This is a genomic window from Flagellimonas okinawensis (assembly GCF_029194005.1).
GTDB lineage: Bacteria > Bacteroidota > Bacteroidia > Flavobacteriales > Flavobacteriaceae > Flagellimonas > Flagellimonas okinawensis.
Window position 1 is genome coordinate 952343 of sequence record NZ_JARFVA010000001.1, and the last position, 14376, is coordinate 966718.

Sequence of the window (14376 nt, forward strand, 5' to 3'; positions counted from 1 at the left end):
TCGCTAAAAGGACAACTTAAACGATTATGATATGAAAACGATTATAAATACAAATTTCGGAAAAATTTTGGCTATCGCCATAATTTCAATGGTAACATTTTCAGCTTCTGCCCAAGAAGAAGAGACCACCCCAAAATTTAGCTTCAGCGGAACAGTGGATGCCTATTATAGGGCCAATATTACTGCCCCTAATGATGAGGATGCCATTGCCCCAGGTTCATCTTTTGCCAATCTTCCTGGGTTCTCCTTGGGTATGGCAAATTTAATCGCAGCCTATGAAGGTGAGAAGGTAGGTTTTGTTGCCGATTTGGTTTTCGGACCCCGAGGTACAGATGCCATTTTTGCATCACCAATGTACTCTGCAACAGGAGATATTGTTAACCAACTATATGTGTACTGGAATGTGAGCGATGCGGTTACCCTTACCTTTGGTAACTTCAACACATTCTTGGGCTATGAGGTAATTTCACCGGCCGCTAATTTTAACTACAGTACTTCTTACCTATTCTCTTACGGTCCTTTTAGCCACACTGGTCTAAAAGCCGATTTTGACTTGGGTAACGAATGGTCCGCTATGGTAGCCGTTATGAACCCAACTGATTTGACAGAGTTCAACCCTACAGGAGATTACGCAGTAGGTGCCCAATTAGGATATTCCGGCCAGTTCTTGAACTTCTTGTACAGCCAAGGTGGTTTTGAGATCGATTATACCGGTGGGTTCGACTTATCCGACGAATTCTATTTGGGAATTAATGCCGCCCACTTTAGCATGGAAGATGATGGAGGTTCGTTCACAGGTGTTGCACTTTATCCTCAGTACGCGGTTTCCGAAACTTTTAGCCTTGGTTTAAGAGGAGAGTATTTTATGGAAGGTGATTATTTCGGGGCCATTGGAGCTTCGGATGCAGAAGGTGATTCAAGTGTTTTAGCGCTTACCTTAACAGGAAGTGCCACTATTGGCAACTTGATCCTAAAACCTGAAATAAGACTGGACAGTGCTTCGGAAGATGCCTTTATCGATAATGATCTAGCACCGACCTCTAGTTTGGCATCTGTATTGTTCGCCGCAATATATTCCTTCTAGACTTGATAGATATGACACAAAAAAAGCCTTTCTCCATTAGGATTAAGGCTTTTTTTAGTCCTTGTTAAAATTTTTCACTCCTGCTCTCACTTTAGTTCTCAAATAGTTTTGCCTTGGCACTAGAGGGCAGGAGTACTTTTTGTTGTACACACAGTACGGATTGTATGCTTTGTTGAAGTCTATGACAAGTGTATCACCATCTGGAATGGACAAATCTATATATCTGCCCCCTCCATAGGTTTCTTCTCCATTAGTATTGTCCAAGAAAGGCAAAAACAAGTAATCCTCATATTCCTCATCATCCATTAAATCAAGGCTCTGATATACCTCCAATTGGTGTTGCTCTCCGTTCAAGGTAAAATGGGCGATTCCATAAACCACCTCATGTGTCTGCCTATCGGTTGTGGTAGGCATAAAAAAGGGCTCTGCCTCCGGCGTACGTTCAAATTTGGCCTTTACGATGTAGGTAGTATCCGGCTCAAAAAAATCGAGTCCTTCAAAATCTTTTCGATACTTATCCGGTAATGGCGACGAATCGGGGTCCCTAAAACTTTCATTTTGCTCTTCTTGATAGTCAAGAATTGATGCAACCAAATCAGAATAGGAATTTGCCTTGCTTTCTTGATCATGGTATTTTTTCCCCTGTCCACAGGCCATCAAGACCAATACAAAAAGTAAGAGTAGATTTTTCATCTGAAAGTTGTTTATGCAAAAATACAGCATAAACCCAAAATGGTCGACTAAAAGGTTTTAAGGTCGATTCTCATCCAAATTGATGTCGTACCTGGCGTCTTCAAGATACTTCGAAACCACTTCATTAAACTCGGGGGTAATCCTTAAAAGAGCAGTATTTTCCAAACCATATAATTTCTCCCTGTCCTTGAAGCCCTTTTTCAATAATTCCTCTACATAAAAAAGAGAGGTTCCAAAATCATCGTTCTTGGCACTTAAAGAAATTGTCTTCAAATAATACTCATAATCCATGGGGTCTAAGATTGTTTTTAGCATATAGAGCAGCACTAGGGCATCTTCGTCCACTACTTCTTCCGCAGTTATTATATTGATATAATCTTCTGCCAAAGCATTGACATACCCTTTTAGCCTATGGCCCATTTGCCTTTCGAATGGTTTTGACCCGGATATAAACTTGTCCAATTCATCCATCTGGTAATTCCACCATCCCAAGTTGTTGAAGTTATGGGTGTACACATCATCCCCCATATAATAGTTGAAATCCTCCTTGAGCATGGATTCCTGAAGAAAGGCGGCATTTTCGGCTCTCTTCATTACTTTAAAATCTTTGCTTCTTCTGAGGTCTTTTTCTTCCGACCTCAAAGAATCCATATTTTTGAATGCTCCGTACATGGACATCATTTCGGTCATGTACTGTTCGGTCCACAATAAATCCCCGATTCCTTTTAATTGGTTTATTTTTTGAAGGTCTTCCTGATATGCATTTTCTACGTATTGGGCATCTTGTGGAATCCATTTTCTGCCCATGGCATCCAAAGTGAACAATTGTAATGCTTTTTGTATGTACGAAACACCGGGCCAATCACCTTCCCCGTCATAAAGCAAAACCTGATTTGGAAATTTATATTTATCCAAAAGCTGTGTATCCGTCATCATAAACGGATAATTATAGTTTTCTTTGTTTACAAGCCCAATAAAGTGAAAGGGTTCCTTTAGATTAATTAACTCCTTATTTGCCAAAGAAGATCCTATTGACATAGCTCCGTTCACTCCCGAGATCAAAATGGGGACCAAACTAGCAAACTGGCCACCAGCCCCTTGTCCGGCAGCATATATACGGTCGTCGTGAATTGGCAACAAACTCATAATTTTTTGAATGGTGTTACTTGCCACGACCATGTTTTTGGTCAAAGAAACACTATCGGATAGCTTTGTCGCCGCCAAGACATATCCTTCATTTTCTGCCGCAATCGTAAACATGGAAAGTGCTTTGTCCTCATTGCCTTCGGTATCAAAAACCATTAGCAAGGGCCACTTTTTATCCATGGAAAAAGTTTTGGGAATGTAAACGGAATAGGTGTTTTCAGTTGAGTCATTTACCGGGAGATTTTGAACAATTTCTCCTTTTTTCAGAACCATTTGTTGCGAAAAGACGGAAAGAGCGCAAAAAAAGGTCAGAAACGATAACAGGTTTGTGTTTTTCATAATTCTAATTTCACAAAAATCTAGCCAAAGTCTATTTCGAAAATATTAATTTAATGGAACCACTACTTACTTGCCTTACTCTTTTTTATTGGAGCATTGGCCACAACATTTGATAATACAATGTGTGTCCTGCATTCCCCATAAACGATAAGTTCGTCGATAAATTTTTCCAAGTGGGATTGATCTCTCAGAACCACCTCCATAATAATGTTCTCATTACCCGTAATCCGGTAACAATTCACTACCTCTTGAAAGGTTTTCACTTTGTCCAAAAAGGGTTTTAGTTTTCCCATAAATGCCCTTAACATAATTATGGCCTTTAGCTGATAACCTGCTTCGGCATAAGAAATATTGGCACCATAACCTTCGATAATTCCGAGGTCTTCCATCTTTTTTACACGCTCCGCCACAGCGGGAGGCGTCAACCCGATATTCCGTCCAATATTGGCAAAAGACTCCCTAGCGTTTCGCTGTAAATGGTTTAATATTTGCCAATTCAAGTCATCTATCTTCATATACAAAGAAAATTACCATTATTTTTTTACAATCAAAAGTAAAATCAAATAATTGCTTTATTAACAAAAGTAAAAAAAATTGAATCGTGCTTAATTTTATAGTACAAAATTGCTAGAAAAACATGGAGAGAAATTCTCTTAACTCCCTTGGTGTATACCGTAGATCCTTGGCCCTTCGCGACATGAGCGAGGCGGTCGCTGCATACTTTACCCAGAATAGAGAGATTTTGTCCCTGCGCAAAATCGATTCATTTAGAGATGATATTTCCAAATCTCTTTTGGCCGATGCCGATTTAATCACTAAAGAGGTGGAACAAGCGGCATTGAGCAACTGCCCGTCCGTTCGCATGAGAAGCCTGTCTTATGTAAATATTATGACACGTAATATTTTGGCTTACTGTAACGGTCTGGAAAGAGATGGTGTTAAAGAAAAAGAATACCTTAACCTCCTTAGAAAGGAAATCCGCATATTCCGTGTTTCCTTTAAAAAATGGAGAAAGTCCTTGACCAACAAGAACGATTAATTAACTCCTCTACATATTTCTTCGGTACTGCCCTCCAACCTGGAACAAGGCTTCTGTTATTTGTCCCAAGGAACAATATTTGGCAACCTCCATCAATTTTTCAAAAACGTTCTCGTTATTGATGGCCACCTGTTGTAACTCCTTCAATTGTTTTTCGGCTTCATCGGCTTCTCGCTTATGCAGGTTTTGCAAGGTTTTTATCTGATTCTCCTTTTCAGTTTCCGTGGCACGTATTACCTCCGCCGGTAAAATGGTCGGCGATCCTTTGGAACTCAAAAACGTATTCACCCCTATGATCGGATATTCACCTGAGTGTTTCAGGGTTTCATAATGAAGACTTTCCTCTTGGATCTTGGAACGTTGGTACATGGTTTCCATAGCCCCAAGCACGCCGCCGCGTTCAGTGATCCTATCAAATTCCATCAAAACTGCTTCCTCCACCAGTTCCGTTAACTCTTCAATAATGAACGAACCTTGTATCGGGTTTTCATTTTTAGCCAAGCCCAATTCTTTATTGATGATCAATTGAATAGCCATAGCCCTCCGCACAGACTCCTCTGTTGGAGTGGTTATTGCCTCATCGTACGCATTGGTATGCAGCGAGTTACAATTATCATAAATGGCATACAGAGCCTGTAAAGTGGTCCGGATGTCATTAAAATCGATCTCTTGGGCATGCAAACTTCTACCAGAGGTTTGAATGTGATATTTGAGCATTTGCGCCCTTGGATCGGCACCGTATTTTTCTTTGAGAGCCTTGGACCAAATCCTTCTGGCTACACGGCCGATTACCGCATATTCCGGGTCCACCCCGTTTGAAAAGAAAAACGAAAGATTTGGACCAAACTTATTGATGTCCATCCCCCTGCTCAAGTAATATTCCACATAGGTGAAACCATTGGAAAGTGTAAAAGCCAACTGGGTGATGGGATTGGCACCCGCCTCGGCAATATGATAGCCGGAAATGGAAACCGAATAGAAATTACGTACTTGTTGCTCTATAAAATATTCCTGAACATCGCCCATTAATCGAAGGGCGAACTCTGTGGAAAAGATACACGTATTCTGCGCTTGGTCTTCCTTTAAAATATCTGCCTGTACAGTTCCACGAACTTGGTTTAGGGTCTTTACTTTTATTTCTTGGTAAATATTTTCTGGCAATACTTGATCTCCGGTCACCCCAAGAAGCATTAAACCAAGTCCGTTGTTACCCTCGGGAAGTTCTCCATAATATTCTGGCTGCGCAATTCCTTTATCTTTAAAAATGGATTTGATTTTGTCCGCAACCTTTTTTTCCAGACCATTTTCCTTGATATATTTTTCACAGTTTTGGTCGATGGCAGCATTCATAAAAAAGGCCAAAAGCATAGGAGCAGGACCATTAATTGTCATACTTACCGAAGTCATGGGACTGCTAAGGTCAAAGCCAGAGTATAGTTTTTTGGCATCGTCCAAACAGCAGATGGAAACCCCTGCATTACCAATCTTTCCATAGATATCGGGCCTATGGGCCGGGTCGTTTCCGTATAAGGTCACAGAATCAAAAGCAGTGGATAGGCGTTTGGCGGGCATATCCATGCTTACATAATGGAATCTACGGTTGGTACGCTCCGGTCCTCCTTCACCTGCAAACATTCGGGTGGGGTCCTCCCCCTCTCTTTTAAATGGATACAGCCCAGCGGTGTATGGAAATTCACCGGGTACGTTTTCTTGCAAGATCCATTGCAAAATATCGCCCCAAGCTTTGTACTTGGGCAGCGATACTTTTGGAATCTGACTATGCGATAGTGATTCGGTGTGGGTTTTTATATTGACTTCCTTGTCTCGTACTTTAAAGGAATAAATTTCTGCTTTGTAACGGTTTATCTTTTCCTTCCATTTTAGAATGGCTTCCCAATGATGTGGGTTCAAATGCATTTTAATGCGATCAAACTCCTTGATCAGCAGTTTTACCAATTCTCTGGATTCATTACTTGTAATGAGTCCTTCTATTTTTTCTTCATTGAGGCCGGATTTATCCAAAAACGACTCTTCCGCCGAATCTTGGTCCATTCCCAATGTAGACGCCAAGGTTAAAAAGATTCCATATAGCTTTTGGGCCACTTGCGCTTCCTCAATTGCCTTTACATCATAGCTACGATTGTTCTCTGCAATTTCTGAAAGGTATCGTGTTCGAGAGGGTGGTATTACATAAATTTTCTCCGACATTTCCTGGGTAATCTCAATGGTCGAATTCAAGGTAGAGCCTGCTTTCTCTACCAAAGTATCCATTACTTTTTTGTAGAGGCTGTTCATCCCAGGATCATTGAACTGTGACGCTATAGTCCCAAAAATGGGGAGCTCATCTTCATTCGCATGCCACAGGCCATGGTTACGGGCATATTGTTTTTTTACATCACGCAGTGCATCCAATGCACCACGCTTATCAAATTTATTGATGGCGACAATGTCCGCAAAATCCAACATATCTATCTTTTCCAATTGCGTGGCCGCACCAAATTCAGGGGTCATAACATAAAGCGACACATCACTATGTTCCAAAATTTCGGTATCGGATTGACCTATTCCTGATGTTTCCAGAATAATTAAATCGAATTTTGCCGCCTTTAGTACTTGCACCGCTTCCGAAACATGCTTGGACAACGCCAAATTGGACTGCCGCGTAGCCAAGGAACGCATATACACCCGATCACTGTTGATAGCGTTCATTCGAATTCTGTCTCCTAAAAGTGCACCCCCGGTTTTTCGTTTGGAAGGATCTACGGAAATAATTCCAATGTTTTTATCGGGAAAATCCATTAAAAACCGGCGTACCAACTCATCCACCAAACTGGATTTACCGGCTCCACCTGTCCCCGTGATTCCCAAAACAGGCACTCTGTTTTCTGATTTTTCTATGACAGGTTGATATTTTTCAAACTCCTCATGACGGTTTTCCGCCAAAGAAATTAAACGAGCTAAGGTGTTTGGATGCTTTTCTTCCAGTTCGCTTTCAAGGCTTTTTCCTTTGGCAACCTCTAAATCGGGAACCGCAGTATCGCAACGTTTCACCAAATCATTGATCATACCTTGAAGCCCCATCTCGCGACCATCATCCGGGGAATAGATTCGTTCAATACCGTAATCCATGAGTTCTTTTATCTCTTCAGGAAGGATTACGCCGCCTCCACCGCCAAAGATTTTAATATGATCAGCACCTCGTTCCTTCAGCAAATCGAACATATACCTAAAGTATTCGTTGTGCCCACCTTGGTAAGATGTCATCGCGATGGCATTGGCATCTTCTTGGATCGCACAATCCACCACTTCGGCCACACTCCTATCGTGTCCCAAATGAATCACTTCAACACCAGTGGCCTGAATTATTCGCCTCATAATATTGATTGCCGCATCATGACCATCAAACAATGAAGCTGCGGTTACAATTCGGATTTTATGTGTAGGCGTATAAGGTTTAATTTGTTCCATCTGCAATAAAAGGTCTGATTTTGCACTGCAATTTACGGAAAATGCAATTGAAAATTGGTTTCACTTAAGATTGTATAAAAAATATTAAAAGTTTGGGCTTACTTTTTTGAATACCATAATTTTATCCGTTCAAATGTGTCCCATGAAACTCACCATTCTTATAAATTGCCCAGATCAATCTGGAATAATTCGTTCGGTTACTACCTTTATACATCAACAAAAAGGAAACGTAGTTTACCTGGACCAACATGTTGATAAGCAGGCTGGAGTTTTTTTTATGCGATTAAAAAGTGAATTTGAGCAGGAGTTGGACCTATCAAAATTCAAGGAAAATTTTGGAAAAGAATTGGCTGCAAAGTTTCATATGGAATGGGATGCCTATACTGATATCTACAAACCAAAAATGGCAATCTTTGTCTCCAAGTACAATCATTGCCTATATGATTTGTTGAGCCGATATAATTCTGGTGAGCTTTTAGTTGATATCCCATTTATACTGAGCAACCACAAGGATTTGGAGTATGTAGCGGAGCAATTCAACATTCCATATTTCCATATTCCCATAACTAAAGAAAATAAAGCTGAGGCCGAAGACAAACAGCTGGAACTTTTAAAAGAATACGGTATTGATTTTATTGTCTTGGCCAGATATATGCAGATTGTGTCACCAAAGGTGATAAATGAATTTCCACAGAAAATAATCAATATCCACCACTCCTTTTTACCTGCATTCGCAGGCGCAAAACCGTACCATGCTGCTTTCGAAAGAGGTGTAAAAATTATAGGGGCAACAAGTCACTATGTTACCGAGGACTTAGATGCAGGCCCAATTATTGAGCAGGATGTTACGACGGTTTCCCATACCCATTCGGTAAAAGATTTTATTGCCAAAGGAAGAGATTTAGAACGAATTGTCCTTTCCCGTGCGGTTCAGCTTCACGTAGCTCGGAAAACTATGGTGTACAACAACAAGACAGTTATTTTTTCATAGAAAAACAAAAAAATAGGGGCCTTTAGGCCCCTATTTTCACTAACTAAAAAACCTCAACGGACCAATTAAGGGTTGGTCCTAAACTCAAATACTTCTGATGTTGTGCTATTACCTGCGGCATCTATTGTTTGTACACGCCAGTAATAAATATTATTTGCTTGAACATTGGTTTCATAACTATTGGTATCCGTTTCTCCCAATTGACCAGTTGGCGGTGTAACAGTGTCCAAATAAACCACATAGGACAAAGTATCCCCATCCAAATCTGAGCTTTCCCATTGCAAGGTTATATCGCCGGCATCTATCGCCACACCCATTTGAGGATATGGATCATACGCTGGAAACGGAGCATAATTTTCTACCGGTGCCCCTGCATTGTAAAAACGCCAAGTACCGCTTGTTGCCGTCTCGTTGGTACCATTTGCCCTGGAAACAATGGACCATGAATATGCCGTTCCTCGATTCAATGTAATTTGGATTTCGGTATTGGAAGTATTCGAGTTACTCGTTTCTCCGGTTTCCAAATTGTTCAATTGCAATGTATAGGAATCCGTATTCTCGGATGCTCCCCATTGAAACGTAACTTGACTCTCGCTTTCCGACACTACTACTCCTTCTGTACACTCCTCATTATTGTCCGGAAAAATCAACGCTGCAGCCAGCGGCGCAGGAACTTCCGGCTCGGGCTGCGGGTCCGGTGTAGGATCATCCCCCCCTCCCCCACAGGAAAATAGGGTCAACAACATTACGGGAACAATGTATTTATATGCTATTTTCATTGTTTTATAATTTTAAATTGATGGGAGCTTTCTGGTCCAGTTACTTTAATTAGATACATGCCATTGGCATATCCGGACAGGTCAACATCCAACTTACCATAACTGGCCTTTATTACTTTTGAAGCATGCATCCTACCATTTAAGTCATATACCTGAACATTCATGTCATCATTGGAAGCAAAACCTAGGTCTACCGATACGATGTTAGAAGATACCATTGGGTTCGGGTAAGCCGATGCAAAATCAGTCAATATAAGTGTATCCTCGAAAACTCCTTGACAATCCACATTGGTTGTAACTTTTAATTTATTGACCGACTGATTGAGTTTAAAATCAAAAGCGTCTTTCGAGGTCAAAAACACCTCATCATTAATTTGAATGTTATAAAATTCCCCACCCTTGAGCGCCAAGGAAAGTATATTGGAATTGTTGTTCAATTCCGAATACACCTCCAAGGACTCGGGCTCTGTAATGGTCAATGCATAGCATTGCTGATATTCTGATTGTCCGGAAACGGTAATACAAAGTTCATAGCTACCTGCCGATAGATTTTCGAATACAACGGTTTCCTCAAAATTTGACGAAGCGTCAATGGCCCCGGTCAAGGTAGCGGTATAGGACAATGCTTCCATTGCAGTAACAACAATACTTCCATTATCACTACCTCTACATGTTACACTATTGGTGAGCACACTAAAGTTGTCCTCTGGCAATGAAAATACCTCGCAACCATCCACATTTACGACTGCCCCCAAAGGTGTGTCCGGACAAAGATCATTAGCATCCAAAACACCATCTGAATCGGCGTCGGGCGGATTGTCGTTAGGGAAAAGACTGGTAGGGTTGTTGCCAAAAATGCGATACTCACCGGGAGCTAATACAATAGGCTCATTCACATTGGTGACCACATATTTGAGGTTATTGGCCAAAAACTCGTACCATACTCCAATTTCTTGAAATTCTGGGTCGATTTCTTGCTCTTCCACACCAAAGTTTCCTATGATCGTCACATAACCTATTTCATCCACCCCGGCAGATTCATCGCTTAAATGAATAGTTTTTAATCCTGTTGAGCTATCTACATCCAAGGAAAAATTGGAAGTCTCGAATATTCGTTCTTCCACGGCCAAGAGATTAAGATCGGACCAAGTATCATAAACTGCTTTTCTATCGGAATTGTCAAAATAATCCCAACGAATAGGTTTATTTCCGATTCTGCCATTGTAGTCGATGGAGTAATCGTATCCCAATTCACCAAATTGCCATATCATCTTTGGTCCTGGAACAGTAAAAAAGAAGGCGCCTACCAGCTCCAAACGGTCCAAAGCTGTCGGCAAATCCTGAATATTATAATCACCAGATGCATTTCCAAAGTTCAAGTTTCGGTACATCATCCGTTCTTCATCATGGCTTTCCATGTAAGCGATATTGGAAGGGAATGTCCAATTTCGGTTAACGTAAGATATCCATGAAAAGTCGGAATTTGTGTTCCATCCCATGGATGCCTCACTATAAGGTCCGTTAAGATTGCCCCATAGCATTATCCCCTTTCCTTCATCCAAACGATATTCGGCCCATTCGGTTTCTTCTTCGTTGGTGCCCAAATGCTCAAAAATGACCAGAAAATCCTCATTGACTTCCCATTGGTAATCCGCATATTCCTTTAACACAGCAACCCTATCAGCTTGATAACTCCCTGTACAACCTTCATCCGATTCAGAACAGTTTTGGGTAAATCCTTTGGTCAAATCCCATCGGTATCCGTCAATTTTATATTCATCTATCCAATATTGTGCAACACGCTTTACATAATCTTGCGTTGCTTGCTGGCTATGGTTAAAATCGTTGAATACATTGTAAGAATGCGTCGGTGTTGCATTAAAGAAAGGGCTGTCGTTACTTGCCACTCCACCATAACCACCATTATCGGTATTCCATAGTCGATAGTATGGATTTTGACCTGTAGCATGATTGAAAACTACATCCAAAATTACAGCCATTCCCCTGCCGTGACATTCGTCCACCAGTTGTTTGAATGCATCGGCATTTCCATAATACTTGTCCAAAGCCATATGGAAAGATGGGTTGTACCCCCAGCTTTCGTTCCCATCAAATTCGGAGAGAGGCATTAACTCGATGGCGTTTACCCCTAATTCCTGTAAATAATCCAATCGGGCACGAACTGCATCAAAACTGTGCAATTCATCAAAATCGCGGATCAAAAGTTCATACACCACCAAATCTGTTTTGCTTGGCAATGTATAACTATTGTTCGTCCAAGTGTAGTCGGGATCTCCTGTTCGAAGTACTGTAACTGCATGTTCGGTTTGTCCACTTGGATACGCCGGCAGGTTGGGGTAAGTAATATTATTGATGTATGGATCGTTGTCTTCATCCAAAATTAGGGTAGAATATGGGTCGGCAACTGTTATTTCACCGTCCACGACATATTGATACATATGGTTGGTCTGGGCAGACAAACCTGTCAGTTCAATCCAAAACCTATCTTGGGCACTGTCCTTCTTAAGCAAGTATTCATCGGAAAGTGTCCAATTATTGAAGTCTCCGATTAAATGGACCACTTCTTTACCTGGCGCAAATAGAACAAGGGTTGCCACGGTATCGTCCATTGGATCCAAATTGATTCCGTCCAGCATTCCATCGGGCACCGCTTCTTCAACAACATTCACTACTGCCATAAAATTCTCGGTACGGGTTTCTCCACCACTTTGGGCTTCCAAGGTATACTGGGAATTTTCGGTAATATTAAGGTGATCGTATGTATAATCGGTACCATTAAAGGTATCTACAACATTACCATTAATGGACAGGGTAAAATCTGCAACCACCGTGCTTTCCGCTTGAATAGTTAAGTTTTGACCTGGATTCAGTACAGTTAAATTTTCCGTTGGGCTGTTCAATTGCAGTTGAAAACTTCCCACTGCAAAAAAGAAGTCGTTACAACTATTGTCCTTGAGTTCTTGCGTTCCAGCAGCATTTCGGAACACCATTCCCATTTGTGTTGCGCTGTTCGCTTGTTCTTGTGTAAGGCCATAATAGGCTTCGGGCACGAACGAGATGCTCCAAGTGCCATCACCATTATCGGTCATTTCGCCAACACCGTCATCTTGACCCCAGTTCCCCACAACGGTTGTCCATGGGTCTAGATCCGTTCCGATTCCTGAATGTAAATATACCTTGCTTGGGTTGGAAAGACCATTGCAGTCCGTTTCGTTGCTATTGGCATCAACGGTAATGGTAATTTCTTGGTCCACTGCAAAGGGGAAAGGCTCAATGGTTACTTGAGCCCATGATGCCATGGAAAAGATGAGAAAAGAAAAGAGTAAAAGTTTCTTCATACTGATTATTTATAAATAAAGGGAAACGGCCAAGCCATTCCCCTTTATCTTACTTAACTTATATAAAAGGGCTCAACTATCTTGCAATAAGCGAATAGCTTGAAGAACCACCTTCGGATAGATCTAGTCTGATCAAATATGTACCTGCAGTCACAACAATATTGTCGCCTCCTGTATCCAATGTACCATCGGCACCTGTATCGCCATAATCGGTATCCCACGCTTCATTGACCCTAAATTTGATTTCTCCATCGATCAATTCAACGTTTTCTGCTACCCAAATACCAGGATTTACCTCTGTAAGCATGTAGTCGTTGGTTGCACCCCAATCGTTGTAACCACTTCCTACGACACCTAGCACATCTGCTGCTTCCATAGTATAGGTTCCTGCATTAAAGTCCAATGTAATCATATAGTAACCTGCTGTTGAAACAATGTTATCTCCTCCTGCATCCAAAGTTCCATCTGCTCCAGTGTCACCAAAATCGGATACCCATTCATTGTTCATTCTGAATTTGATTTCTCCATCGATAAGTTCAACACCTACCTTAAATGTATCGGTCGTATAATCATAGAAGAACTTGGCATCTGGTCCGGCACCGCCCCAATCGTTGTAACCAGAACCAACCACACCCCAAGAGAATTCTTCTATGGTATAGGTGTTATCGTTCAAGTTCATTGTGATTTTGTAGTCACCAGCGGTAACAACAATGTTATCTCCTCCTGCATCCAAAGTACCATCCGCATCGGTATCACCAAAGTCGTTGTTCCATTCATTGTTTTCACGGAATTTAATTTCACCGTCCAACAGGTTTACATAGGCCACATATACACCATCTGTATTGGTTGTATAGAAAGGAGCATCATCGAAAGCACCCCAATCATTGTAACCAGATCCTACCACTCCCCAGCTTGAAATTTGAATTCCTGCGCCACTTTCCGCAGTTTTTTCTACCACAGTTATTGTCAATGCGGCAACTTCAGATTCCGCTGTTACTGCATCCACTCCTTCTCCACTACCTACAAAGGCGGTGACCTTAAAGTAAACAGTACCTGTATTGTTGGGATTACCTTCTTCATCGGTAGTCGCTGGATCATCGTCCAAACCAAGGCCTTCGGCCATAGTCAACAATTGGTCAACGGTTACACTTGCATTCATGGTAGTGAGTGTTCCTGAATCGAATTGGTAAGCTCCTTCTGCATCAAAGTTTTCTGAAATAGAACCTTCCAATTGATAAGAAACTTCGGTTGGCACCCCAAAGTCCACTTCGTTCCAAACAAAGCGTTCCGCAATATTATCAGGGGTTTCATCGGACAATAGATATTCTGCCAAGAATTCGTTCTGAAAAGCTACATCTTCCGATGCTGCCTGAAGTGTGAACTCTGGTGTTAGATCATCGTTTTCACACGCAGTGAAAACAGCTAGGGCCGTTACCACCCCTAAAACTTGTGCTATAAATGGTTTTATGTTTTTCATG

10 protein-coding genes are annotated in these 14376 nt (G+C 41.4%); 3 read left to right on the top strand and 7 right to left on the bottom strand.

What is annotated here, in order from left to right:
• The first annotated feature begins 31 nt into the window (after positions 1–31).
• The gene (locus PY091_RS04570) at positions 32–1084 is read left to right on the top strand and encodes a porin (protein ID WP_275648521.1); all 1053 of its coding nucleotides are present in this window, start codon (positions 32–34) and stop codon (positions 1082–1084) included.
• A gap of 54 nt (positions 1085–1138) precedes the next feature.
• On the opposite strand, the gene PY091_RS04575 is transcribed toward PY091_RS04570, so the two are convergent.
• The 3 genes from PY091_RS04575 to PY091_RS04585 form a co-directional block, all read right to left on the bottom strand.
• Complete coding sequence (locus tag PY091_RS04575; RefSeq protein ID WP_275648522.1) at positions 1139–1777, bottom strand: DUF1684 domain-containing protein; 639 nt, start codon at positions 1775–1777, stop codon at positions 1139–1141.
• Between the two features lie 57 nt (positions 1778–1834).
• Positions 1835–3262, bottom strand: a complete 1428-nt coding sequence (locus tag PY091_RS04580) for an alpha/beta hydrolase (protein WP_275648523.1) — start codon at positions 3260–3262, stop codon at positions 1835–1837.
• Between the two features lie 62 nt (positions 3263–3324).
• A complete protein-coding gene (locus PY091_RS04585) occupies positions 3325–3777 on the bottom strand; it encodes an Lrp/AsnC family transcriptional regulator (protein ID WP_275648524.1) in 453 nt (150 codons plus the stop codon).
• 122 nt (positions 3778–3899) lie between these two features.
• Between PY091_RS04585 and PY091_RS04590 the strand changes: the two genes are divergently transcribed.
• Positions 3900–4301, top strand: a complete 402-nt coding sequence (locus tag PY091_RS04590) for a hypothetical protein (RefSeq protein WP_275648525.1) — start codon at positions 3900–3902, stop codon at positions 4299–4301.
• Between the two features lie 9 nt (positions 4302–4310).
• On the opposite strand, the gene PY091_RS04595 is transcribed toward PY091_RS04590, so the two are convergent.
• Positions 4311–7769 (bottom strand): methylmalonyl-CoA mutase family protein, encoded by a 3459-nt coding sequence (locus tag PY091_RS04595; protein WP_275648526.1) that lies wholly within the window; start codon positions 7767–7769, stop codon positions 4311–4313.
• Positions 7770–7911: 142 nt separating this feature from the next.
• Here PY091_RS04595 and purU point away from each other — a divergent pair, with 142 nt between their 5' ends.
• Positions 7912–8760 (top strand): formyltetrahydrofolate deformylase, encoded by an 849-nt coding sequence (gene purU / locus PY091_RS04600; protein ID WP_275648527.1) that lies wholly within the window; start codon positions 7912–7914, stop codon positions 8758–8760.
• A 65-nt stretch (positions 8761–8825) separates the two neighbouring features.
• On the opposite strand, the gene PY091_RS04605 is transcribed toward purU, so the two are convergent.
• From PY091_RS04605 to PY091_RS04615, 3 genes are all read right to left on the bottom strand, one after another.
• Positions 8826–9539 carry a hypothetical protein gene (locus tag PY091_RS04605; RefSeq protein ID WP_275648528.1) on the bottom strand — a complete coding sequence of 238 codons (714 nt, stop codon included), beginning with the start codon at positions 9537–9539 and terminating at the stop codon, positions 8826–8828.
• Positions 9536–12898: an alpha-amylase family glycosyl hydrolase gene (locus PY091_RS04610; RefSeq protein ID WP_275648529.1), complete on the bottom strand. Its 3363-nt coding sequence runs from the start codon at positions 12896–12898 to the stop codon at positions 9536–9538. Before PY091_RS04610 ends, PY091_RS04605 begins: the two co-directional genes overlap by 4 nt.
• 76 nt (positions 12899–12974) lie before the next feature.
• Positions 12975–14375, bottom strand: coding sequence for a SusF/SusE family carbohydrate-binding protein (locus PY091_RS04615; RefSeq protein ID WP_275648530.1), 1401 nt, complete (start codon positions 14373–14375; stop codon positions 12975–12977).
• Position 14376: the final 1 nt, after the last annotated feature.

What these genes read in the sequence shown, in the direction of transcription:
- PY091_RS04570 (WP_275648521.1), top strand. Translation starts at nt 32, where the DNA reads ATGAAAACGATTATAAATACAAATTTCGGAAAAATTTTGGCTATCGCC.
- PY091_RS04575 (WP_275648522.1), bottom strand. Translation starts at nt 1,777, where the DNA reads ATGAAAAATCTACTCTTACTTTTTGTATTGGTCTTGATGGCCTGTGGA.
- PY091_RS04580 (WP_275648523.1), bottom strand. Translation starts at nt 3,262, where the DNA reads ATGAAAAACACAAACCTGTTATCGTTTCTGACCTTTTTTTGCGCTCTT.
- PY091_RS04585 (WP_275648524.1), bottom strand. Translation starts at nt 3,777, where the DNA reads ATGAAGATAGATGACTTGAATTGGCAAATATTAAACCATTTACAGCGA.
- PY091_RS04590 (WP_275648525.1), top strand. Translation starts at nt 3,900, where the DNA reads ATGGAGAGAAATTCTCTTAACTCCCTTGGTGTATACCGTAGATCCTTG.
- PY091_RS04595 (WP_275648526.1), bottom strand. Translation starts at nt 7,769, where the DNA reads ATGGAACAAATTAAACCTTATACGCCTACACATAAAATCCGAATTGTA.
- purU (WP_275648527.1), top strand. Translation starts at nt 7,912, where the DNA reads ATGAAACTCACCATTCTTATAAATTGCCCAGATCAATCTGGAATAATT.
- PY091_RS04605 (WP_275648528.1), bottom strand. Translation starts at nt 9,539, where the DNA reads ATGAAAATAGCATATAAATACATTGTTCCCGTAATGTTGTTGACCCTA.
- PY091_RS04610 (WP_275648529.1), bottom strand. Translation starts at nt 12,898, where the DNA reads ATGAAGAAACTTTTACTCTTTTCTTTTCTCATCTTTTCCATGGCATCA.
- PY091_RS04615 (WP_275648530.1), bottom strand. Translation starts at nt 14,375, where the DNA reads ATGAAAAACATAAAACCATTTATAGCACAAGTTTTAGGGGTGGTAACG.